At 66.3% G+C, this 22,410-nt stretch carries 23 protein-coding genes; 8 read left to right on the forward strand and 15 right to left on the reverse strand.

Annotated features, from left to right (window positions below; translation table 11 throughout):
• Nucleotides 1-507: 507 nt before the first annotated feature.
• The 9 genes from EYZ64_RS02035 to EYZ64_RS02075 all read right to left on the reverse strand — a co-directional run bounded on the left by EYZ64_RS02035 (nucleotide 508) and on the right by EYZ64_RS02075 (nucleotide 9,135).
• Nucleotides 508-1,203, reverse strand: a complete 696-nt coding sequence (locus EYZ64_RS02035) for a sirohydrochlorin chelatase (RefSeq protein ID WP_135451644.1) — start codon at nucleotides 1,201-1,203, stop codon at nucleotides 508-510.
• On the reverse strand, nucleotides 1,200-2,351 hold the full coding sequence (locus tag EYZ64_RS02040) for a uroporphyrinogen-III synthase (RefSeq protein ID WP_135451645.1): 1,152 nt from the start codon (nucleotides 2,349-2,351) through the stop codon (nucleotides 1,200-1,202). The genes EYZ64_RS02035 and EYZ64_RS02040 overlap by 4 nt, the downstream gene beginning before the upstream one ends.
• Nucleotides 2,352-2,385: 34 nt before the next feature.
• Nucleotides 2,386-3,813, reverse strand: a complete 1,428-nt coding sequence (locus EYZ64_RS02045; protein WP_135451646.1) for an MFS transporter — start codon at nucleotides 3,811-3,813, stop codon at nucleotides 2,386-2,388.
• 110 nt (nucleotides 3,814-3,923) lie between these two features.
• Nucleotides 3,924-4,514 carry an aminoglycoside N-acetyltransferase AAC(2')-Ib gene (aac(2')-Ib, locus tag EYZ64_RS02050; protein WP_135451647.1) on the reverse strand — a complete coding sequence of 197 codons (591 nt, stop codon included), beginning with the start codon at nucleotides 4,512-4,514 and terminating at the stop codon, nucleotides 3,924-3,926.
• 158 nt (nucleotides 4,515-4,672) lie between these two features.
• Complete coding sequence (locus EYZ64_RS02055; protein WP_135451648.1) at nucleotides 4,673-5,557, reverse strand: 5-oxoprolinase/urea amidolyase family protein; 885 nt, start codon at nucleotides 5,555-5,557, stop codon at nucleotides 4,673-4,675.
• A 17-nt stretch (nucleotides 5,558-5,574) separates the two neighbouring features.
• On the reverse strand, nucleotides 5,575-6,243 hold the full coding sequence (locus tag EYZ64_RS02060) for a 5-oxoprolinase subunit B family protein (RefSeq protein ID WP_167857677.1): 669 nt from the start codon (nucleotides 6,241-6,243) through the stop codon (nucleotides 5,575-5,577).
• 74 nt (nucleotides 6,244-6,317) lie between these two features.
• Nucleotides 6,318-7,022, reverse strand: coding sequence for a queuosine precursor transporter (locus EYZ64_RS02065; RefSeq protein ID WP_135451649.1), 705 nt, complete (start codon nucleotides 7,020-7,022; stop codon nucleotides 6,318-6,320).
• Nucleotides 7,023-7,034: 12 nt separating this feature from the next.
• Nucleotides 7,035-7,985 carry an ABC transporter substrate-binding protein gene (locus tag EYZ64_RS02070; protein WP_167857678.1) on the reverse strand — a complete coding sequence of 317 codons (951 nt, stop codon included), beginning with the start codon at nucleotides 7,983-7,985 and terminating at the stop codon, nucleotides 7,035-7,037.
• A gap of 16 nt (nucleotides 7,986-8,001) precedes the next feature.
• A complete protein-coding gene (locus tag EYZ64_RS02075) occupies nucleotides 8,002-9,135 on the reverse strand; it encodes a YeiH family protein (protein ID WP_135451650.1) in 1,134 nt (377 codons plus the stop codon).
• A 265-nt stretch (nucleotides 9,136-9,400) separates the two neighbouring features.
• Here EYZ64_RS02075 and EYZ64_RS02085 point away from each other — a divergent pair, with 265 nt between their 5' ends.
• Nucleotides 9,401-9,694, forward strand: a complete 294-nt coding sequence (locus tag EYZ64_RS02085) for a hypothetical protein (RefSeq protein ID WP_286174566.1) — start codon at nucleotides 9,401-9,403, stop codon at nucleotides 9,692-9,694.
• 38 nt (nucleotides 9,695-9,732) lie between these two features.
• The gene (locus EYZ64_RS02090) at nucleotides 9,733-10,047 is read left to right on the forward strand and encodes a heme-binding protein (RefSeq protein ID WP_135451651.1); all 315 of its coding nucleotides are present in this window, start codon (nucleotides 9,733-9,735) and stop codon (nucleotides 10,045-10,047) included.
• A gap of 26 nt (nucleotides 10,048-10,073) precedes the next feature.
• Here the strand turns inward: EYZ64_RS02090 and EYZ64_RS02095 are convergent, their stop codons facing one another.
• Nucleotides 10,074-10,676 (reverse strand): TetR/AcrR family transcriptional regulator, encoded by a 603-nt coding sequence (locus EYZ64_RS02095; RefSeq protein WP_135451652.1) that lies wholly within the window; start codon nucleotides 10,674-10,676, stop codon nucleotides 10,074-10,076.
• An 89-nt stretch (nucleotides 10,677-10,765) separates the two neighbouring features.
• Here EYZ64_RS02095 and EYZ64_RS02100 point away from each other — a divergent pair, with 89 nt between their 5' ends.
• From EYZ64_RS02100 to EYZ64_RS02110, 3 genes are read left to right on the forward strand one after another with little or no spacing between them, the layout of a single operon-like run.
• Nucleotides 10,766-10,951, forward strand: coding sequence for a hypothetical protein (locus EYZ64_RS02100; protein ID WP_135451653.1), 186 nt, complete (start codon nucleotides 10,766-10,768; stop codon nucleotides 10,949-10,951).
• A 23-nt stretch (nucleotides 10,952-10,974) separates the two neighbouring features.
• Nucleotides 10,975-12,600, forward strand: a complete 1,626-nt coding sequence (locus tag EYZ64_RS02105; protein ID WP_135451654.1) for an amidohydrolase — start codon at nucleotides 10,975-10,977, stop codon at nucleotides 12,598-12,600.
• A 14-nt stretch (nucleotides 12,601-12,614) separates the two neighbouring features.
• Entirely contained in the window at nucleotides 12,615-13,958 is a 1,344-nt protein-coding gene (locus EYZ64_RS02110) for an APC family permease (RefSeq protein WP_135451655.1), read from the forward strand.
• A gap of 89 nt (nucleotides 13,959-14,047) precedes the next feature.
• Here the strand turns inward: EYZ64_RS02110 and EYZ64_RS02115 are convergent, their stop codons facing one another.
• Nucleotides 14,048-14,467, reverse strand: a complete 420-nt coding sequence (locus EYZ64_RS02115; RefSeq protein WP_135451656.1) for an organic hydroperoxide resistance protein — start codon at nucleotides 14,465-14,467, stop codon at nucleotides 14,048-14,050.
• Nucleotides 14,468-14,579: 112 nt separating this feature from the next.
• Between EYZ64_RS02115 and EYZ64_RS02120 the strand changes: the two genes are divergently transcribed.
• A complete protein-coding gene (locus EYZ64_RS02120) occupies nucleotides 14,580-15,029 on the forward strand; it encodes a MarR family winged helix-turn-helix transcriptional regulator (RefSeq protein WP_135451657.1) in 450 nt (149 codons plus the stop codon).
• Here EYZ64_RS02120 and EYZ64_RS02125 read toward each other — a convergent pair.
• The 4 genes from EYZ64_RS02125 to EYZ64_RS02140 form a co-directional block, all read right to left on the reverse strand.
• Nucleotides 15,019-16,044, reverse strand: coding sequence for an alcohol dehydrogenase catalytic domain-containing protein (locus tag EYZ64_RS02125; protein ID WP_135459744.1), 1,026 nt, complete (start codon nucleotides 16,042-16,044; stop codon nucleotides 15,019-15,021). The two genes, EYZ64_RS02120 and EYZ64_RS02125, sit on opposite strands and share 11 nt — an antisense overlap.
• A gap of 2 nt (nucleotides 16,045-16,046) precedes the next feature.
• Complete coding sequence (locus EYZ64_RS02130; protein WP_135451658.1) at nucleotides 16,047-17,963, reverse strand: flavin-containing monooxygenase; 1,917 nt, start codon at nucleotides 17,961-17,963, stop codon at nucleotides 16,047-16,049.
• A gap of 100 nt (nucleotides 17,964-18,063) precedes the next feature.
• The gene (locus EYZ64_RS02135) at nucleotides 18,064-18,750 is read right to left on the reverse strand and encodes a DUF3159 domain-containing protein (RefSeq protein ID WP_286174567.1); all 687 of its coding nucleotides are present in this window, start codon (nucleotides 18,748-18,750) and stop codon (nucleotides 18,064-18,066) included.
• Nucleotides 18,747-20,642 carry an alpha/beta hydrolase family protein gene (locus tag EYZ64_RS02140; RefSeq protein ID WP_135451659.1) on the reverse strand — a complete coding sequence of 632 codons (1,896 nt, stop codon included), beginning with the start codon at nucleotides 20,640-20,642 and terminating at the stop codon, nucleotides 18,747-18,749. Before EYZ64_RS02140 ends, EYZ64_RS02135 begins: the two co-directional genes overlap by 4 nt.
• Before the next feature lie 64 nt (nucleotides 20,643-20,706).
• Here EYZ64_RS02140 and EYZ64_RS02145 point away from each other — a divergent pair, with 64 nt between their 5' ends.
• The gene (locus tag EYZ64_RS02145) at nucleotides 20,707-21,453 is read left to right on the forward strand and encodes a helix-turn-helix domain-containing protein (RefSeq protein ID WP_135451660.1); all 747 of its coding nucleotides are present in this window, start codon (nucleotides 20,707-20,709) and stop codon (nucleotides 21,451-21,453) included.
• Between the two features lie 190 nt (nucleotides 21,454-21,643).
• The gene (locus EYZ64_RS02150; protein WP_286175244.1) at nucleotides 21,644-22,351 is read left to right on the forward strand and encodes a GNAT family N-acetyltransferase; all 708 of its coding nucleotides are present in this window, start codon (nucleotides 21,644-21,646) and stop codon (nucleotides 22,349-22,351) included.
• Nucleotides 22,352-22,410: the final 59 nt, after the last annotated feature.

Here is a 22,410-nt window from a genome sequence, read left to right on the forward strand (position 1 = left end):
GGCAAACACCTGGACAGAGGTGGTTTCGCAGGGAAATTTGCCAGATTTGCACGGTCCGGAATGTCTCCAAAGCTGTGGTGCGCATCTCTCTGGCTAACTAGAATAGTTCGCTGGGTGTGTTTAAACTCCCTCTCAAGGAAGCGTCGTCAGAGGGGCTGACAAGGGATGTTTGCGCGTTCGGTAATGAATTTGGTGGGGGCGGCAGCGATGCTGGGCGCACTCGGGGCAACGTTCATGCCCCTGGCCTTGAATGCCGTGGACCGTGCCGGTCAACCCATCCCGTGCGGTAACGGAGCGCAGCCGGATTACAGCGTCGCCGCCCAACAGGACCGGCTCAACCTGGACCAGTACACGCTCGCCGGACCGGGATTCATGGCCAGTGATTACGTCGAGCAATGTTCGGCGATGGTCAGTACGCGGCGATCGGCGTTCTTCTCGGTGGCGGGCGCCGGTGGCGCACTCCTGCTCGTGGGATGTGCCGGGCCACTGATCGCCCGGTCGCTCCGCTCACGCGGCGGCCGGCAGGCTCAGTACCCCGGCACGGCGGAACCGGTTGGCAATCAGCCGAACCATGCCGGGGTGGGTGCCGAGCGGTTCGCCCACGAGGTCGGCGCCGGATTCACGCAGCCGGTCCTGGAACAGCCCGTCGGCGAGCAGGTAGGACGCCACAGCTATGCGGCGATGGCCGCGGCTGCACTGCGCGGCGACGGCTTCGGCAACGCTCGGCGCCCCGGTGGCGGCGAAGGCCAGTTCTACGCGGTCGCCGGTCACGGCTGACAGCAGTGCGGCGGTGCGCCGAAGGTCGGACTGGGCGCTTCGGTCCGAAGTTCCGGCGGCCGCGAGGATCACCGAATCGCCTGGCCGCCATCCTGATTCGATGAGCCGATCGGCGAGAACCCGCACGGTTCCCTGGCAGGGTCCCAGCGGCTGGGTGACTGTCACGGCCGGGTGCTCACTGGCCGCCACGTGGTCGGGCACGTCGACCCGGACGTGGTATCCGGCAGCCAGGAATGCGGGCACCACCACTGCCGGGCAGTCCATGGGTAGCGATGCGAGAACTTCGCTTGGCGTCGGGCCCACCACGTCGACGAATGAGACGTGCACGGGGCGGCCGAGCATGTCGGACACCCGCGCGGCGAGATCGCCGATCATCGCGACACCGCCCGGCTTGCGGGTTCCGTGGGCGACCAGGACCAGGCTCATCGCGCCCGGGCCATCTCGGTTTCGTCGACGGCCAGCCGGTAACCCCGTTTGACGACCGTCGAAACGATGTTCTTGTCTCCCAAGGCAGTACGAAGCCTCAGCACCGCGGTCTCGACGGCGTGGGTGTCGGTGCCGGTGCCCGGCAGTGCGCTGAGCAGATCGAACCGCGACACCACCGCGCCCGGGTGGTGCGCCAGTGCGCGGATGGTCGCCATCCCGGCCGGGGACAGCGACTTGACCGTGCCGTCGACCAGAACACAGGTGCCCCGGATCTCGAGCGTGTGCCCGGCGACCCGGACGGTCCGCGCCTGCAGCAGCGGCAGCTCGTCGGTGATGTGACGGGCCAAGGCGCCCAACCGCATCCGTTCCGGTGCCGAGGTCGGAACCCCGAGCCGGACCAGTGGTCGCGCGGTGACCGGGCCGACGCACATGGCGTGGACGTCGGTGCGCAGCGCGGCCAGTACCCGGTCGGCGATGTCCATCTCGGTGGCGCGCATGAGCACCGAGGCCACCGCCATCGCCGAGGTGAAACTGACTGCATCGAACCGTCGTTCGGCGATTCCGGCGACCATCTGGTCGAACTCGCCGTCCCGTGGCGCGGGGTGCCAGCGGTAGACCCGGATCGGCACCACCTCGGCGCCGCCGGCCCGCAACTCATCGAGAAACTCGGGGAACGGGTCCCATTCGTCGGTGGCCCCGTGTAGCTGCACCGCGATGCGTTGCCCGTCGACGCGCTGTTCGATGAGGTAGCGCAACACCTCCCGGGAGGATTCCGATTCCGGTGACCATTCCTCGGGCAGGCCCGCTGCACGCAACGCCCCCGTGGCTTTCGGGCCACGGGAGACGATGCGGGCGTTGCTCAGGGCGTCGGTGAGCTCGGTGGCCAGGCCCCAGCCGTCGGCGGCGGCGAACCAGCCGCGGAAGCCGATCCCGGTGGTCGCCACCACGATGTCCGGCGGCACGTCGATCAGCGACGCGGTGTGGGCGCGCAGCTCATCGTCGTCGGGCAGCGGAACCATCGTGATGGCGGCCGCGCTGGTCACCGTCGCGCCGCGCCTGGTCAGCAGCGCGCTCAGCTCGTCGGCACGTCGGGCGGAGGTCACCGCCACACGAAACCCTGTGAGCGGTGCCCAGGCGGGCTCGTTCATGGATCCAGTGAAGGCAGCTTGTGTTTCCAAGTGATTACCCGGCCATTGCCGAGGCGTGTCGGTCTGCCGGGGCCGTTGGGACGGCCGTAGCAGCGGGCCGCCGGACGTAGCGGAACCAGGTGCATGCCGAGGTCAGCACGTAGAACGCCAGGAAGATGCAGAACGCCGCGGTGGCTGACCCACTGGACAGGTAGGACTGGCGAAGGGCCAGGTTGATACCCACACCGCCGAGGGCGCCGATGGCACCGGCGAATCCGATCAGTGCGCCCGACATGGACAGCGACCACCGCTGCCGCTCCTCTTCGCTGACCTGCAGGGAGTGGCTGCGGGCTTCGAAGATCGACGGGATCATCTTGTAGACCGAGCCGTTGCCCAGGCCGCTGAGCAGGAACAGGGCGATGAAGCCGATGACGTAGCCGGTCATCATCAGGCTGTTAGGAGCGTGCGGCGTGTGACCTCCGTTGTCGGGGCTGAACATGCTGATCGCGACCAGCATTCCGGCCGCCAGGATCATGCCGCCGAACACCGCCAGGGTGACCCGGCCGCCACCGATCCGGTCGGCCAGCTTGCCGCCGTACACCCGGGACAGCGAACCGAGCAGCGGGCCGATGAAGGCGATCTGCGCGGCGTGCAGCGAGGCCTGGGCAGCAGTCTGGCCGCCTGCGGCGAAGTTGATCTGCAGCACCTGGCCGAAGGCGAACGCGAAGCCGATGAAGGATCCGAAGGTGCCGATATAGAGCAGCGAGATCACCCAGGTATCACGTTCTGCCAGAATGGCTTTCATCGCGCTCAGGTCGATCCTGTGCTGCTCGAGGTTGTCCATGTAGAGGGCCGCGCCGATGCCGGCCGCGGCCAGCGCCACCAGGTAGACGGCACACACCCAGTACGGGGCGCGGTTGCCCGCGGTGGCGATCACCAGCAGGCCGACCAACTGGATCATCGGTACGCCGATGTTGCCGCCGCCGGCATTGAGCCCCAGTGCCCAGCCTTTGAGCCGCTGCGGGAAGAAGGCATTGATGTTGGTCATGGAGGAGGCGAAATTGCCGCCGCCGAAACCGGCGAGGGCCGCGCACAGCAGGTAGGGCCACAGTGGCAGTCCCGGATTCGCCAGCAACACCATCGTTGCGACGGTGGGGATCAGCAGGACGAAGGCTGAGAACACCGTCCAGTTGCGGCCGCCGAAGGTGGCGGTGGCCAGCGTGTAGGGGATGCGCAGGCAGCCGCCGACCAGGGTGGCGGTGGCGCCCAGCAGGAACTTGTCACCGGCCGAGAAGCCGTACACAGCCTCGGGCATGAACAGGACCATGACCGACCAGATGGACCAGATGGAGAAGCCGACGTGTTCGGCGAACACCGACCAGATCAGATTTCGTCGCGCGATGTATTTGTTTCCGGCTTCCCAGGCCAGCGTGTCCTCGGGATCCCAATTGGTGATGCGGTTCGACTTCAGCAGAATGGGCATGGCGCAAAAGTAGGAAGCGTTTATTGCGGAGGTGCTCCCCGCGGTGACCCGGTCGTGAAATTCCGCTCACCCGCTCACCTACATGGATGTGAGCCTGTGCTTTCTGGTGGTTACCAGACGTCCCCGTCGCGCCAGTCGCAGGTGATCTCCGCGGTGGTGTCGAGCTCCATGCCGGCGGGCAGGTCGATCGGCAGCACGAACAGCGACCGGTCGTCCTCGGGTGTGCGCGTCACGCCGGCAGGCTTCAGCACCGAGGTCGGGCCCTGCCAGGGCACCCAGCCGCGGGCGATGTAGATGTCCGTGGCGGTCGCCGACGAGCTGAGCGCGCCGAGTTGGTAGGCGCCGCGCAGCACCTGTTCGACGGCGTCCATGACGGCGGTGGCCAGGCCCTGGCCTCGCCAATCCTCGCGTACCGCCACGGCTTCCACGTAGCCGCAGCGCAACGGGATGTCCCGGTAGATCAGGCGCCGCTGCACCACGGCGGCGTGCGCGATCAGCGCACCGTGATGGCAGATGAACGCGTGCATGCCGCCGAGCGAGTGCTCCCAGTCGGCGTCGGTGAAGTCGCCCTCGAACGCCTCGATGACCATGCGCCGGGCGCCCTCGCGGGTCTCGTGGTCGAGATCGGAGGTATGGACCAGACGCGCGGTGTGCAGGATTCCGCCTCGGACGGACGGCGCGCTGACATCCTGGAAGGCCACACCCATGTTCTACCAGCGCTGCGCGCCGGTGTCTCTACGTTGCCGGCCGTCCAGCGCATAGGCCGCGCTCCCCGGGCGCCGTTTTCCACACCTGGGTCGTTGATCGCCGGCGGATCGCAACCCTGACGTAGAAAATGACGACGGGAAGGTCCAGACGACTATCCCTCGAACGGCCGGCGGGGGTGCACCCAGTGCAGCCGTACGGTCTGGCCCGGCCGGACCTGGCCCAGCTTGTCGATGTCTTCGTCGGTCACCACACCGATCACCGGGTAGCCGCCCGTGACCGGGTGGTCGGGCCCGAGGATCACCGGAAAACCGTTGGGCGGTATCTGGATTGCTCCTCGGGTTGCGCCCTCGCTGGGCAGTTGCCGTTCCGGCCAGCGGTAATCCAGCGGCATGCCGACCAGCCGCATCCCTACCCGGTCGCTATGGGTGGTCACCAGCCAGTTGGTCCGGATCAGCACGTCGGGGTCGACGAACCAATCGTCGCGCGGGCCGGGCACCACATTGAGTTCCAGCACGTCGCCGGAGATCGAGGCGACCGGGGCCTGGTCCGTCTCGGGCAGGTCGGCGGTGTGCGCACCGACCGGCAGGACGTCGCCGGGCCGCAGCGGTGCCGGGCCGATCGCCGACATCACGTCGTAGCTCCGCGAACCAAGGACCGGTTCCACGGCAATGCCGCCGCGTACCGCCAGGTAGCTGCGTAGCCCCGAGTGTGGGGCGCCCAGCGAGATCACCTCGCCGTCGCGCACGCGGTGAATGCTGTTGGTGCCGAACGGGATTCCATTGACCGCCGGGTCTGTGTCGGCGCCGGTGACCGCGATGGAGACATCGCCGCCGACAACCCGGGCGGAGAATCCGCCGAACATCACCTCGATGGTGGCGTGTTCACCCGGATTGGCCACCAGGCGGTTGGCCAGCGTGTGGGACCGGCGGTCGGCGGCACCGGAACGGGTGACGCCGAGGTGGGCCATTCCAGGGCGGCCGAGATCCTCGACCAGGGCCAGCGGTCCGGTGCGCAGTACTTCCAACGTTGTGGTCATGTTCTGCTCCTCGCCGGCTAGCCGATGGCCCGGAACTGCACCCACGTACCGGGGGTGAGCAGTGCGGGTTGGTCCCGATGTACGTCGAACATCACCGCGTCGGTGCGTCCGATCAACTGCCAGCCGCCGGGCGACTGCCGTGGGTAGATGCCGCTGAACTCGCCGGCCAGTCCCACCGCCCCGGCCGGGACACTGGTGCGGGGCTCGGCCCGGCGTGGCACATGTAGTCGCTCGTCGCCCCCGACGAGGTAGGCAAATCCGGGAGCGAAGCCCATGAATCCGACCTGCCACGGGGTGCCGGTGTGTGCCGCGATCACCTGCGCCGGGGTCAGCCCGGTCAGTGTCGCGACCTCGTGCAGGTCGGCGCCGTCGTAGACCACGTCGATGGTCACGTCCGCCTGCCCGGCAGGGCGGATGGGTGCCGCGCCGGGTTGCAGCCGCAGCTTGCCCAGCCGTTGCCGGGTGGGCGCCTGGTAGCGAGGATCGGCGAGCTTGATCAAGATCGTGCGTGACGCCGGCACGATATCGAGCACACCGAGCAGTTGGGCCGCCGTGAGCGTGGCGGTCCACGCCAAAACATCCGCCGTGCTGTCGAACTCGAGCAGCAGAGCCTGATCGCCATAGTCGCGGGCGGTGCCTGGGTTCAGGCTCGGTCCCGCGTCCATCACCTCTGATGTCACACTCATGACCTGAAGCTACCCGTCGGTAGCTAAGAAAGCTCCGGCTCTATGAACCTTGCCAGAGGTGCCTTATCGAAGCCTCACACGGCGGCCTGATATGTGGGCTCGCGGTGCTTGATGGCGGCGATCACGCGGTAGGTGATCGGCAGCATGACCACCTCGACCGCGGTCTTGTAGATCCAGCCCAGCGCCGTGTAGGTGACGAAGTCGCCGAAGGTGCTGATGCCGATCGCACTGGCCGCGATGCCGCAGAAGACCAGGGTGTCGCCGAGCTGGCCGGCGAAGGTGGATCCGACCAGGCGGGCCCACAGGTGCTTCTCCTTGGTCCGTTCCTTGATGGCGACCACGACCCAGGCATTGATGGTCTGCCCGACGATGAACCCGGCCAGGCCCGCCACGATCAACTGGGTGTAGGCGTGGACGATGTTCTCGAAGTGTTCCTGATTGGTGTAGAAATCCGCCGCGGGCAGATAGATGGTGACCCAGAATGCCAGTGCGGCAAGAGCATTCATCGAGAATCCGAGGAAGATGGCGCGACGTGCGGCCTTGAACCCGTACACCTCGGACAGCACGTCGCCGATCACGTAGGTGAGCGGGAAGACGATGAAGCCGCCGTCGGTGATGATCGACCAGTCGCCGACGATCGGCCCGAAGGCGACGCCTTTGGTGGCGGTGACGTTGGAGATGATCACCAGAGCCGTGAAGACTGCGACGAGCACCGGATAGTAGGCCGAGCCGACGATGGCGGTACCACGGTGCGCGGAGTGTTCCTGGGTGCTTGTCACCCGGTCATCTTGTCAGGTCAGCGCCCGGTTGAGCAGGAGCGGCAGCTGATCGGCCACCACCGGGTAGGACAGCGGCGAGGCGAACGCGATCGCGCCGGCCAGGTCTTTTGGGGTGAAAACGTGCCGTTTGCGGGTGGTGGCCCGCAGGCCGGCGATGGTCGGGTCGGCCAGTAGGGCGTCGCGCTCCTGATCACTCTCGGTGGTCCAGATCAGTACGTCGGCGGCGTCGAGCACCGAGGCGATGTCCGAGCGCGGGATCAGCTCCGGTGTCGGGGGCACGGCGAAGCCCATCTGGGTGAGAAATTCAGTTCGCCATCCCGTCTGGGTTTGCACACCGTCGCGGAACAAGGTGCCGGCCAGCAGCATGGCCTTCTTGCCGGCAAATCGCGGGTTGTTGGTGGCCACCGCCTTGAACTTGTCGTCCGCTCCGGCGATCAGGCCGGTCATCGCGTCGTTCTGGAAGAGCGCCTGCCCGATGAGGGTGGCCTGGTCGCGCCATGGTTCGAAGAACGCGTCGGGTCCGGACTGAGCGATCGTCGGGGCGATCTCGGAGAGCTTGGCGTAGGTGTCGGCGTCGAGCCCGGCGTTGGTGGCCACGATCAGGTCCGGTTTGAGGGCCGCGATCTCGTCGACCTGGATGCCGTCGTTCAGGCCGAGCACGGTGGGCTGGGCGCCCCCGAGTTTCGGTTGCGCCCAGGGCCACACCGCGAACGGCTCGCCTCCGAACCATTCGGTCGTCGCGACCGGGACGACGCCGAGCGCCAGCAGGTCGTCCTGTTCGGTGAATCCTGCGCTGACCACCCGTTGTGGTGGTCCTGGGATGTTGGTGTCGCCGAACAGGTGGCGGACGGTCACCGAACCGTCTTTCGCGATTTCGCCAGGCTTCTGCGTGCTACATGCGGCGACCAGGGTCATCGCAGCGCTGACCGTGAGAAACCCTCGCCGCGACCAGGTTGTCGGCACTTAGCCAGGGTAACGGCTACCCCGTGCCGAAGGTGCCGAACAAACCGCCGAACAGGAGGGAGGCCAACCCGAGCGCCACCACGATGTTGACCACGGTGGCCGCCGCGAACAGCACGACGGGCCGCCATCCGGCCTCCTTGAGGCCGCGCAGTGAGAACTCCAGCCCGATCGCCACGAAAGCGAAGATCAGGAACCAGGTCCGCAGGTCGTTCACTGTTGCGATCGCGGCCTTACCGTCGGCCAAGAACTGCAGATACAGCGTGCCGGTAATCGAGGCGGCGATGAAGCCGAGCACGAATTTGGGGAAGCGATCCCAGAATTCGCGCAGCGACGGACGTGCCACAGTTGCGTCCGGGTCGCCCGATTGCCGCTCGACCTTCAGGGCGAAGTACGCGGTGAGCGCGATGGCGACGATGCCGATCAACGCGTTCTGGGTGGTCTTGACGATCGTGGCGATCTGCAACGCGTGCTCACCGGCGATCGTGCCCGCGGCGGCCACGGCCGCGGTGGTGTCGATGTTGCCGCCGATCCAGGCCCCCGCGACCGCGTCGGACAGGCCGAACACATCGGCGAGCCAAGGCAGCAGGAAGATCGAGGGGAGGGCGAACACGATGACGAGCGACGCGGCGTAGGCCAGTTGCTCCTTCCGGGCCTGCACCGCCCCGGCCGCCGCGATGGCCGCGCTCACCCCGCAGATGGAGACCGCTGAGGCCAGCAACGCCCGTAGCTTGTCGTCGAGGCCGAGTCGCCCGCCCAGCCACCAGGTGAACCCGAAGACGATCGAAATCAGCAGCAGGGCTTGGATGATCGCCGGTCCCGCGGCGGTGGCGAGCACCTTGAGGTTGATCGACGCGCCCAGCAGGACCAGGCCGGTCTTGATGAAGAACTCGGTGCGAAAGCCTTGCGACAGAGCGTCGCGCAGCGCGAACTTGGCCAGGATTGCGTTGCCGATCAGGCCGAGAGCGATTGCGTAGAACGGAAATTCGACTGATTTCGCGATCTTGGCCAACCCTGTTCCAGACGCCCAGTGGGGTACCTGGGTCTCCAGGAATCGGGTCGCCGCGCCCAGTGCGATGACCACGAGCACACCGGCGACGGCGTAGCCGATCTTCGATGTGCGCTGCTGCGAGCGTTCTTCGGTGCTGGTCATGGGATCACGCTGCCGGGGATGGCGCCGACGAGCACGAGGGTCAGTAGGGTGAGGCCGACGATCACGGCCAGCCAGTCTTCGTTCACGCGCGTGAGGTTAGGCAGCTTGATGTCCGGCGGACATCCTTGCGATCTGTGCGAATACAACCGGTTACGAATGCCGTGGCGCCCCTGCGTTACTGCGGGCGACCAGTTAGTGTCGATCCTGCATATTGGTCGTCCTCGGGATTTACTCTCGGCTGACGGGGACCTACTGAGGAGTGGTCATGCGGAGCATGTGGCGTCCAGTGTTACTCGGACTGGCCGGTTTGACCGTACCCATCACCATCTCCATCAACACGGCCCCTCCCGCCGCCGCGGAATGTATCGATGCCGGCGGTTCCACGGTGTGTGCGCAGGGCAGCGTCCGGGGTGGGGGACCCACGCCGCCGAAGGCGGGCCCCTACTACCCGTATTACTGCGCCAACGACTGGTACTGCGCCGGCGGGGGCTTAGAAATCAACATCGACCCCCGCCCACCCGATAACGGCGGCGGCGGCTGGCGGCCGGGGCGTCCATGAGCCTCAGCTCAGTTATCCGAGTCGACTTAGGAGCCACCATGTTCACCCGTGTGATCGCCACCGGCGCAATCGGCCTGTCGCTCTTGGTCGTTGGCGCGCCTATCGCTGCCGCAGATGAGCCGAACTGCACCGCTGCCGACCTCGCCGGCGTGATGGCCGGCGTCCGCGCGGCCAGCGCGGCCTACCTGTTCACCCATCCCGACGTCAACGACTTCTTCACCAGCCTCAAGGGGCAGTCGAACGACCAGATGGCTGATTCGGTGCAGGCTTACCTCGAGGACAAGCCGCAGATCCGGGCCGAACTGCAGGGCATCCGGCAACCGGCGACTGATTTCCACAACCGCTGCGGGTAGCCCGCAACCCTAGGCGGCCGGACTGATCAGGGCAGAACCAGCCCGCGCAGCAGCACCGCCAGTCCGTACTCGAATGCGTCGTCGGCCCGCGCGGGCCGGGGTGCGCCGGTGGCCAGCGCGGCGGTCAGCTCCGGACCGACTTGGGCCCCGGACTCCCACGGTCTGTCGGGGGCGGTCAGGTCGAGGGCAGAGCCCAGCACGTAGTTGTCGACCAGGGTGATGGTCCGCAGCGTGTCGGTGGGGCTGTAGCCGGCGCGGGTCAGGGTGACGGCCAGTGCGTTGTACATCGTGAGCGCCTGGCTGCTGTTGACGGCATGGGCCGTGAGCAGGGGAATCAGTCGCGGGTATCGGGCGAAGCTGCTGCGGTACGAGCGCATGATGTCGGCCAGGATCTCGGCCCACGGCCGATCGGCGTCGAGGTCTGGCAACTCCACTTCCGACATCGCCCGTTCGCGGAGCAGTTCGACGATCTGCTCGCGCCCGGACACGTGGTTGTACAGCGATGACGGGCTGACCTTGAGTCTGCGGGCCAGTTCGGGGATGGTGAATCCCCCCGTAGTGTTGACGAGATCCATTGCCGCACTGGCGATCCGGTCCAATGACAGGATCGGTATCGATGGACGTCCCATGGCCTGTTCCCCCTCAATTTCATCTCACCGCTTTACAAAGGGTGGTCTGGGTCACAGAATAAACGAATTCCATTCGCTTTAGGAGTGACATGACCACGCTCAGTGCGACCGCCCGCGCACCTTTGTCGTGCCGTGTGGCCGTACGGCTGCCGCCCGCGTGGGTGGGGTTGGTGTGGCGCCACTGGTGCTCTGACCTCGATGGACTCGCCAAAGAGCTCCGCGACGACCGTGCCGTCGATGGCGGTGCGACCGCGGTGCTTCTGCCCGAAAAATAGGACCGAGAAATTAGGACCAGTTTGTGACTTCATTCTCCGTGCCCGACAAGGCTGCGACGCTCTTCCACGGCGGTGTGATCTGGACACCCACGGCGACCACCGATGCGCTGCTGGTCGCCGATGGAGTGGTGCAGGCAGTGGGTGACGACGCGTTGGCGTCGGCGGCCGATCGGAAGATCGACCTGGAGGGCGGCTTCCTGATGCCGTCGTTCGGTGACGGCCATGCACATCCGCTGTTCGGCGGTTTGGAGTCCGCGGGCCCCGCGGTCCGGCCCTGCCGGTCGGTCGACGAAATTGTATCGGCGGTAAAAGAATTCGCAGACGCGAATCCCGATCAGGAGTGGATTGTCGGCGCTTCGTACGACGGTAGCCTTGCCCCCGACGGCTTGTTCGACGCGCGATGGCTCGACGCCGCCGTCCCGGACCGGCCCGTGGTGTTGCGCGCCTGGGACTACCACACCTTCTGGGTCAATTCGGTTGCGTTGCAACGCGCCGGCATCACTGCGGACTCTCCAGAGCCGATACTCGGTGAGATTCCGCGCCGTGAGGACGGCTCGCCGCTGGGCACGTTGCGCGAATGGGGCGCCACCGACCTGATCACCGCGGTCATGCCGGCCCGTGACGAGGCCGTCGGGGTCGCGGCATTGGGCACGGCCGCCGACTACTACCTGGCGCGCGGCGTGACGTGGGTTCAGGACGCCTGGGTAGAGCCGGCAGAGCTGGACACCTACCTCGCAGCCGTCCGGCAGGGCGCCCTGCGGATGCGATTCAACCTGGCGTTCTACGCCGACCCGCGCCACTTCGATACTCAGGTAACGCAATACGCCGCGGCCAGGGACCGGGTCCAGGCGGCGGGCTCACCGCTGCTGACCGCGCAGACCGTGAAGTTCTTCGCCGACGGCGTGGTGGAGAACGAGACCGGTGCGCTGCTGGAACCGTACTGCTCGGGACTGCACTCCCACGGCATGCAGTTGTGGGAGGGCAACGCGCTGGCGGAGGCGGCCAAGAGGGTCGATGACCTGGGTCTGCAGATCCACATCCACGCCATCGGCGATGCCGCGGTCCGACAGGCGCTGGATGCCATCGAATACGTTGCGCGGCACAATGGTCCGCGGGACCGGCGGCCGGTGATCGCCCATGCTCAGCTGGTGGACGACGCCGACCTGGGCCGCTTCGCCGAGCTGGGTGTCATCCCCAATATGCAGCCGCTGTGGGCGCAGATGGATGCCCTGATGACGGTGCTCACGATTCCCCGGCTGGGAGCACAGCGGGCAGATCGGCAGTACCGGATGCGCACGCTGGAGAGTTCGGGTGCGGCGCTGGCGTTCGGATCGGACTGGCCGGTGTCCTCGGGTGCGCCGCTGGACGGTGTTGCCGTCGCGGTCTCGCGGTGCACGTCCGAGGGTGAGCCGGCGGGCGGCTGGACCCCGGAAGAGGTCCTTCCGATCGAGCACGCGCTGTCGTCGTACACCACTGCCGTGGCGTATCAGGCTTTCGCGGAAGAGAATTGGGGCCGCATCGTTCCCGGCTCGAGTGCTGATCTGGTGTGGCTGGACCGCGATCCGAGGTACCTCCCACCATCCGAGCTTCCGGCGCTGAAGGTGCGCGCCACGTATCTGCAGGGCACGCAGGTCTATTCGGCCGAGTAATGAGAGGAACTGGCATGTCTGATGTGGCTGAAGCGACCGAGGGGCGGCTGCGCCGTGCTCTGGGGCTGCCGTCGTTGGTGCTGTTCGGTCTGGTGTACATGGTGCCGCTCACGGTGTTCACCACCTACGGCATCGTCACCCAGACCACCGGCGGCAGGTTGTCGGTCGCCTATCTGGTGACGCTGGCGGCCATGGTGTTCACCGCCCGGTCGTACGCGATGATGGCGGTCGCCTACCCGGTCGCTGGATCGGCATACACCTACTCGCAGAAGTCATTCGGCGCCCCGGTCGGTTTTCTCGCCGGATGGTCGCTTCTGCTGGATTACCTGTTCCTGCCGATGATCAACTACCTGGTGATCGGGATCTACCTGCACGCCGCACTGCCCGCGATCCCGTCCTGGGTGTTCGTCGTGCTGTCCATCGCGGTCGTGACGGTGCTGAACGTCGTCGGCATCGTGTCGGTGGCCAGGGCGAACTTCGTCATCATCGCGGTGCAGGCGATCTTCATCGCGACATTCCTGGTGCTGGCCACCTCCAAGGTGTTGAGCTTGGGCACGCTCGACCTGATGGCGCCGATCCACGGTGACGGGAGCGCGACCGGATTCAGCCCGGTTCTGGCCGGCGCGGCGATCCTGTGCCTGTCGTTCCTGGGTTTCGACGCGGTGTCCACGCTGTCAGAGGAGGCCAAGGAGCCCAGACGGTCTGTGCCGCAGGCGATCATGATCGCAACGCTGGTGTCGGGCGTGATCTTCGTCGTGCTGTCTTATCTCGGACAGCTGGTGTTCCCCTCCAACCAGTTCGCCGATGTCGAGTCCGGATCCCTGGACTTGATGCTGACTGCGGGCGGGCAGTTCCTGCAGACCTTCTTCACCGCGGCCTATGTCGCCGGTGCGCTCGGATCCGCCATCACGTCGCAGGCCTCGGTGGCCCGAATCCTGTACGCGATGGGACGCGACGGCATCCTGCCGCGCCCGGTCTTCGGTTTCGTCTCGCCGCGGTTCGCCACCCCGGTCTACGCGATCCTGGCGGTGTCGGTCGTATCGCTACTGGCGACCGTCATCTCCCTGGCCACGCTGGCCTCGCTGATCAGTTTTGGTGCGCTGGTGGCATTCTCGGTGGTCAACCTGTCGGTCATCAAGCATTACTTCGTCGACCGGCAGGAACGCGATGGCCTCCAGGTGATCAGCAAGCTCGTCCTGCCACTGATCGGTTTCCTGCTGACCGTGTGGCTGTGGACGAGTTTGTCCGGGATGACGCTGATCGTCGGGTTGTGCTGGCTGGCAGTGGGATTCGTGTGGTTGGCCGGGGTTACCCGCGGTTTCCGGCGGCCGACGCCGGTGCTGGACATGAAGGAGTAGCTGTTCGGTTTGGTTCGCCGAGTGGCCACTTGTGGCACGCCATGCCGCAAAAGGCGTGTCACAAGTGGCCAGTCGTTGAGCTACTGGGGTCAGGCCACGCTGATAGTGACGTCGATGTTGCCGCGGGTCGCCTTCGAGTAGGGGCAGACCTGGTGCGCGTCATCGGCGATGGCCTGGGCGACCTCTCGATCGACGCCCGGGATGGTGACGTTGAGCCGGGCCCGCAGTGAGAACGCCCCGTCGGTGTTGAGCAGGTCTACCTCGGCGTCTACCGCGGTCTCGGCGGGCAGCTTCACGTTGTGCTTGCCCGCGGTCAAGCCCATGGCGCTCAGGAAGCACGCCGACCAGCCGGCCGCGAACAACTGCTCGGGGTTGGTGCCGGTGCCGGTGCCGCCCGGCGGGGTGAGCTGGATGTCGAGGTTGCCGTCGGAGCTGTAGGACTCGCCCTGCCGCCCGCCGGTGGTGTGGGTCTGTGCGGTGTAGAGGACGTTGTCGGTCTCAGTGGTCACTGCGGTTCTCCTTCGTGTGGATGGGCCGATGCAATTGGATGCGTTAGAGATGAACGCTGGATGCTCCACATTCCATCCCATCCGATTGAATCGGATCCGATATAATTTTGTCATGGCACCCGAGGCTCCGCAGCTCTCCGATTTCCTGTGCTTTGCCGTCTACTCGGCCAACCTCGCGTACGGCAAGGCATACAAGCCGATCCTGGATGCCAGGGGCATCACCTACACGCAGTACATCGCGATCGTCGCGCTCTCGGAGCAGGACCACCAGACCGTGGGCAGCCTGGGGGAGAAGCTGTTCCTGGAGTCCAACACGTTGACGCCCATCCTGAAGAAGCTCGAGGCGCTGGGATACGTGACACGGCAACGTGATCCCAGCGACGAGCGTCAGGTGATCGTCAGCCTCACCGACGCCGGTCGCGAACTCCGTGCGCAGGCTTTCGAGATGGATCTCGTGGCGGCGACCGGTCTGTCACTGGACGAACTCAAGACCATGCAGCGCGGCGTGTCCACGCTCCGGGACAACCTGCGCGAGTACATCCGCGAAAGCTCTACGGCTTGAGCTGCACCTTCAGATCTTCACCCGAGCGGGAGAACGCCTTGGCATAGCCCTCGGCGGCGTCGTCCAGCGACATCGTGGTGGTGAAGATCCCGTCGACGTTGAGCCGGCCTGCCCGCAGCAGCGGAATCAGCTCCGGCCAGGTCTGCTGCACCGGTGCGGTGGTCAGCCGGATGGTCAGGCTGCGCAGAAGGCAGCCCAGCGCGGGCATCGGGTACGGCTGCAGATCGTGCACGCCGACGATGGACACTGTGCCGCCGGCACGGACCGCGTCGATGGCGTCGTTGATCGAGGCGTCCATGCCCACCGCGTCGATGACGGAATCCACGCCGAGCCCACCGGTGGCCTCCCGGATCGCCTGCGCCGAGGGCGGGGCGAACGTGATCGCACCCGAAGCCGCCGCACGGTCGCGCCTGGCTTCCACCGGGTCGACGGCGAAGACCTTTGCCGCACCGAGGGTGATGGCGCTGCGCAGGGCGCACATGCCGACCGCGCCCAGACCGATCACCGCGACCGATCCACCCATGGGGATGTCGGCGCGTTTGGCCGCCGCCCAGCCGGTGGCCAGGTTGTCGGTCAGCAACAGGGCCTGTTCGGTGGTGATGCCCTCCGGCATCTTCAGTAGCTGGAAGTTCGCGGCCGGCACCGCGAGAAGTTCGGCCTGGGCGCCGCCGAGAAACCCGGTGCCGAAGATCTGCGGGCCCTGCACGCAGCGGATCGGGTCGTGGGTCGCGCAGCCGCTGCAGTGCCCGCACCCGGCCACCGAGGACACCAGCACCCGGTCGCCCACCGCGAATCCGGTGACGTCCGGCCCGATTTCGACGATCGTGCCGACCGCCTCATGTCCGACGGACACCGGGTCGGCGATGGGGTAATGGCCTTCCAGGAAGTGCAGGTCCGATCCGCAGATCGAGGCGGACTCGACCTTGACGATGGCCCCGTCGGGACCGGGCAGGACCGGGTCCGGCCGGGTTTCGACGTGGATCTTCCCGGCGCTGTCGACGACGACCGCACGCATACTCATGCCTCCTGCACTGTGAAGTCTGACCAGATGGGTTCGTTGACAGCAGAGCGGTATTCGCTCAGCCGCCACGGGCTGACGGTGTGGATCTCTCCGTCGGCATTCTTGAAGTACGAGTGTTTGACCGAGGGCTGCGCCCACACGGTTTGGCGGATCGCCTCCTGGGAGCGACGGTGCCATTCCTTCGTCGGTTCGGGGAGCGGTTCCATGGTCTGCAGGCCCTCGGTGATGAGGTGCTCCAGGCACTTGTTGATGTAGCGCATCTGCAGTTCGGAGTTGAGGATGAGGCTGCCGCCGTGCGCGAGGTGTGTACCCGGGCCGTAGGTCATGAAGAAGTTGGGGAAGCCGGGCACCGTGATGCCGCGGTAGGCGTAGGGACGCTGACCCCAGACGTCGTGCAGGTCGACCCCGTCGCGGCCGGTGATGGCCATCGGGAACAGCACGTCGGTGGCACGAAAACCGGTGGCGTACACGATGATATCGACGTCGTGGGTCTGGCCGTCGGCCGTGACGATCCCGGTCGGGGTGATGCGTTCGATCGGGGTGCGGATCAGGTCCACGTTGTCGCGTTTGAGGGTGCCCAGCCAGCTGCCGTTGTCCTGCAGCGTGCGCTTGCCGGTGGCCGGATAGTCGGGCAGCGCCTTGGCCAGCAGCTCGGGGTCGTCGCCGACCTGAGTGGTGATCCAGTCGGTGAACATGATGCGAGCGATGGCGTTGATCTCGCTGACCGCGTTGCCCTGGTCGTCGTAGTCCGGGTCCACCCGTGCGGCGTCCAGGCCCTTGTCGGCCCCGGGCCACAACAGCAGGAAGCGGTACCACCGGCCGTAATACGGCAGGTGCTCCATCGCCCAGCGCACCCCATCCGCGACGGGCTCGTGGTACATCGGGTTGGGGAACATCCACTGCGCGGTGCGCTGGAAGACGGTGAGGTGCTCGACCTTGTCGGCGATGGCCGGGGCGATCTGGAAGCCGCTGGCGCCGGCCCCGATCAGGGCGACCCGCTTGCCGGTGACGTCGACGTCGTGGTCCCACGCCGCGGAGTGAAAGGCCGGTCCCGCAAAGGTTTCCGCACCTGGGAAGTCGGGGATCTGAGGCCGGTTGAGCTGGCCGACGGCGGTGATGACGGCATTGGCCCGCAGCGTCTCGGTGCCGGCCGCCGAGCGCACCGTGACGTTCCACATCTTGCCGTCCCACACGGCCGAGACCACCTCGGTGTTCCACCGGATGTGGGGCTCCAGGTGGTGGCGGTCCACCACGTCGCGGAAGTACTGGCGCAGCTCGGGCTGCTCGGCGAAGAAGTGATCCCAGTGGTTGCTGGGTTCGAAGCTGTAACAGTAGAAGTGGTTGGCCACATCGACGCGGGCACCGGGATAGCTGTTCTCCCACCAGGTTCCGCCCGGACCGGCGTTCTTCTCCACGATCGTGAAGTCGATGTCGGCCTGCTTGAGGCGGACCCCGGCCAGCACGCCGGACTCTCCGCAGCCGATCACGACGACGCGGAAACCGTCGGTGTTCTCCAGCGTGGCCGGCCGACGCGGATCGACACCCTCGAGGTCGAGTTCCTCCAGCATCAGCGGCAGGTTGTCGTCGTCGACCGGCTCGCAGGCGGCCCAGTCCAGCATCTCCCTGACCAGCTCGGCGGACAGCGGGGCGGGGACCGGGCAGCCGCGGTCGCGGTAGTCGGCGATCACCGGCAATGCGATCTCACGGACCCGCGCCTTGTCCTCCTCGCTCATGAAGCCCTGGACCTCGTTGAGGAACAGTCCGGCCTGTTTGAACTCGCGGATGTAGCGCGGGTCGCCGGTGATGTGCACGAGCGAGAGCAGCAGCGTCGGGATGCTGACCTGCTCTAACGCCACCGCGATGTCGGCATCGGGCGTGGTGAACGGCTGGCCGACGTGGAAACTCCGGGTCACGCGCCGTTACGCTACGCGCCGTAGCGTTATGTGACAAGGGGTGGTTCTCGGTGGTTTGTTAGGTCCTCAATTTCCGTGTCGGAATTCTCAACTTGATGCCTCAGGGGCGAGCGGCGGGCTCGGGCGAGCCGCTCGCATCGGTCCCGGTGCTGTGCCGGTCGATATCTGGGTCGATCCGCCGGTTCGCGCGGCGGACCGCCCAATAAACCACCACAGATACCGCGCCGAGCAGTGGATATCCCATGGCGATCCGGGCAACCGCCAGCCAGCCGGTGAAGCCACCGTCGTAAAGCCATTGCTGCACAACGAATCGCGCGGAGAACAACGTCACGAATGCCAGCGTGGCGACGTCGAACGCGCGCAGCGCGACGGTATCGGAACGCCATGACGGATCGGGCCCGGCGCTACGCAGCAGGTTCCACATCACTCCGACCAAGGGGCGCCGCACCAACAGGGATACGGAGAACACGGCCGCCATCACCAGGCTGAGCCAGATTCCGGGCAGGAAGTAGTCTTCGGCGGACCCGGTGTAGTAGGCGATCAGCGCGGCTACCACGACCCCGAGCAGCCCCGATACCGCCGGCTGGATGGGCTGCTTACGCAACAGGCGGAGCACGATCAGACCGGCGCTCGCGCCGACGGATATCACGACCGCCGCGTCCAGGCCTGCGATCGCGTTCACGATGACGTAGGCAAACGTGGGCAGGCTGGCGTACACCAGCCCGGACACCCCGCCCATGCGTTCGAGCAACGTCGGTGAATGTCCTTCCACCAGTTCGTCAGTCACGCTCGCCTTCCATCACCGAGATGCGCGCCCAGGAAGCGGTCGACGGTCTTGAACATGTCGATCACATTGCCCGGATTGACGAATCCGTGCCCCTCGTCGTCTTTGACCATGTACTCCACGTCGACACCGCGCGCCCGAAGGGCGTCGACGAGGTTGTCCGATTCGGCCTGTACTACGCGCACGTCGTTGGCGCCCTGAATGACCAGCAGCGGCGTGCGGATCTGATCGACCTTCGTGATCGGTGAACGCGACAGCATATCGGCCAGCTGCTCGGGATCGTCCGGATTGCCGACGAACAAGTGCCAATTGTTGGCCAGGTGCGGTCGTGCGATCACGGGCAGGGTCCGCATGAAGTTGGACAGATCGGAGATGCCGACGTAGTCGATGGCCGCGGCGAAGACGTGCGGGGTGAACGTGACGCCGACCAGGGTGGCGTAGCCGCCGTAGGAGCCGCCGAAAATAGCTACCCGTTCGGGGTCGGCGTAGCCCTGATCGACTGCCCAGTCCACCCCGTCGATCAGGTCGTCGTGCATCTTGCCGGCGAACTCGCCGACGGCGGCCTTGGTGAAGGACTTGCCGTAGCCCGCCGAGCCGCGAAAGTTGACCTGCAGCACCGCGTATCCGCGGTTGGCGAGCAATTGGACGGCCGGGATGAACATCCAGCTGTCGCGTACCCACGGTCCGCCGTGCACCAGCAGCACCGTCGGTAGGTTCTTCGGCTCCACGCCGACGGGCAGTGTGAGGTACCCGTGCAGCGTCAGCCCGTCGCGAGAGCGGATGGTCACCGGATTCATCGGTGCCATGTCCTCGGCCCTGAGATGCGGATGCGATCCGAACAGCAGCCGACTTTCGCCGGTGCCGTGGTCGTAGAAGTAGGTGAGGCCCGGTTCGCGGTCGTGGGTGAAGTTGACCACCCAGCGCTGGCCGCTGAGATCGGAGCTGACCGCGTTCAGGTCACCGTCGGACAGCTTCTCGAGGTTCTCCAGGACGGCGGCGAACTGGGGGTCGAGCACCTGAATCACCTGCCGCTCACCGAGATACCGGACGCCGATCAGATCGCGGCTGTGCCGGTCGAGGATCAAGGGCTGTGGCATCTCCCGGTAGACGCAGGCCCGAGGGTCGACGTCGTAGGCGGGATGGCTGTCCACATGTGTCTGCTCGCCGGTGATCACGTCCACCCGCACGATCCGGGTGCGGTCGGTGCCGTCGTTGGAGCCGATCCAGATCCCGGTGCCGTCGGCAGTGACGGTGATGGGGAACAGGCCCATGGTGTAGTCCGCACCGTCGAACGTGACGATGGACCGCAGTGTCCGCGTACCTGTCTCCCATTGCAGCAGTTCGACGTCACCTTCGGAAGTCAGTGCGGTGGCGAATAATTCGCCGCTGTGGCTGGTGGGCCAGCCGGACACCGTGCCCGGGTTCTCGGCTACGAGGGTGAGTTCACCGGTGGCGATGTCGATCTCGTAGACGTCCACCAGTGTGGGTGTGCGCTTGTTGGAGTACACCATCGCCTTGGCGGGGTCGGCGAGGAGTTCGAACACTGACATCACCCCGGGGAATGGGGTGAGGTCGACGGCGGGCTCGCTGGGGTTCTGCGGGTCGGCCCGGAAGATGTGCCAGTTTTCGTCGCCGCCGGTGTCCTGGAGGTAGAGCAGCCAGCGCGAGTCCTCGGTCCACTCGAAATTCAGGATGCTGCGAGTCTCGTCGGCGCTCACCCGCACTGCGTCGGTGCCGAACTCCGCGTGGGAGTCCACGGCGGCGACCCAGACATTGAGGCGGTCTTTCCACGGCGCCAGGTACGCGACGCGGGTGCCGTCCGGTGAGATCGCGGCCTGCGCTCGGGCAGGCGGCTTGAAAAAGTCGTCGACAGATATGAGCTCAGGTGATGGCATGACTGCATCGCACACCCGGACGTAACGGCATAGTCAAGCTGACGACATCACGAAGAATGGGGCTATGGCCTGGAGTACACGTGAAATCGCCGACCTCGCGGGCACCAGCCTGCGGGCGGTGCGGCACTACCACGACGTCGGTCTGCTTCCCGAGCCCGAGCGCCGGGCCAACGGCTACAAGCAGTACGGTGTTGCGCATCTCGTCCGGCTGGTGCGCATAAAACGGCTCACCGATCTCGGGTTCTCACTTCCTCAGATCGCCGCAATGGGCGATTCCGACGATCACCCCGAGCAGGCCCTACGCAACCTCGACGCCGAACTCGCCGCCACCATGGAGCGGCTGCAGCGTGCCCGTGACGAAGTCGGCCGGCTGCTGGAACAGTCGGCGCCGACCGATCTTCCGGCCGATTTCGTTCCTGCTGCCGCGGTCGCCGAGATGACCGACGCCGACCGCTCAATGGTCGTCGTGCTGAGCCGGGTTCTGGGCCCACAGGGTTTGCGGGTCCATGCGGACCTGATCAAAGACACAACCAACGATCCCGTGGCCTCCGAATTCGACGACCTCCCCGCCGACGCCGATGACACGACGCGCCTGGATCTCGCCGCACGCCTCGCCCCCTACATCTGGGCGATAACGCAGGCTCACCCTGGACTGCTCGACTCCCGGTCTGACGCCCCGCGCGGAGCACGGTTCGCCGACCGGGCGATCGATGCCGCAATGGCGGAGCTATACAACCCGGCGCAGCTGGACGTCCTACAACGGGCCGCAGAGATCCTCCGTGCCAGCCGAATACAGTTGGAGGAGCGCTGAAGTCGGCTATTGGGGAACTGAGTTCGATCAGCCGAGTCACGAGTGCCGCGGCCCTCACTGGAGCCCGCAATCGCGCAAGACTCCAATCCCGCGCCCGCACCCACATTGTCGACTCCGACGCCGACCTTCCTTGGCTCTGGCCGGCGTTATTCCTTGGACAGGCTGCCTAATTCCTGGATAGTTTTTGGCGGTGTCAGACGAGGGTGCTGAGTTGAATGTTCTGGTTGCCGAGATCGAGGTGATTTGGGGCTCCCGTAGTGTGGGCGCCGAGCCGATGCCTTCTGCGGTGATCGCCCGCGCCGGTAGAGACTGGCGCATTCAAGTCTCTCCCACCCTTCCGCCAGGCGCTGAAAAAGCAGTGCGGGCAGCGGCGGCGGATCTGGGCGACGGCCCCTTCTCGTCGCTGTTGGACAGATTGCATTCTGCGTTGGTGCCCGTGGGCGGCCCGCACAGCTGGGAAGTCAGCTTGTGCTACGACTGTTCCCGGCCGGTTGGCATCGCGGCGCCGGCCGGGGTCCGCTTGATCAGCACCCGTGGCACCGATGCGTACCGGTTGCGGATTGCGGCGGACTGGGGCGCGAAGGCTGACTGGGAACGGCTGCTGGATAACGGGTTTCCTTGGGCAGCGGCAACCGATGGCGATCAGGTGTTGGCGGTCTGTGAGACGGCACGATGGTCTGTGAAAGGCGCTGAGGCGGGCGTGTGGACGATGCCCGGCATGCGGGGGCGTGGTCTGGCAGCCTCAGTGGTTGCCGCGTGGGCGACCCAATGCGCGCAACGAGTTCCACGCCTTTACTACAGCACTTCCATGGACAACCTGTCCTCACAACGGGTTGCCGAACGTCTGGGACTACCACGCATCGGCGAACTCTGGAGCCTGACACCCGACCTCGGTTGACCGTGAAAGACGCCGCGCGTCGGCGTCGCCGCGATCGCTGAGTGCGATCGGGGTGCGGG

Origin of the sequence: Mycobacterium sp. DL99 (genome assembly GCF_004762045.1) — a bacterium.
Classification (GTDB): Bacteria; Actinomycetota; Actinomycetes; order Mycobacteriales; family Mycobacteriaceae; genus Mycobacterium.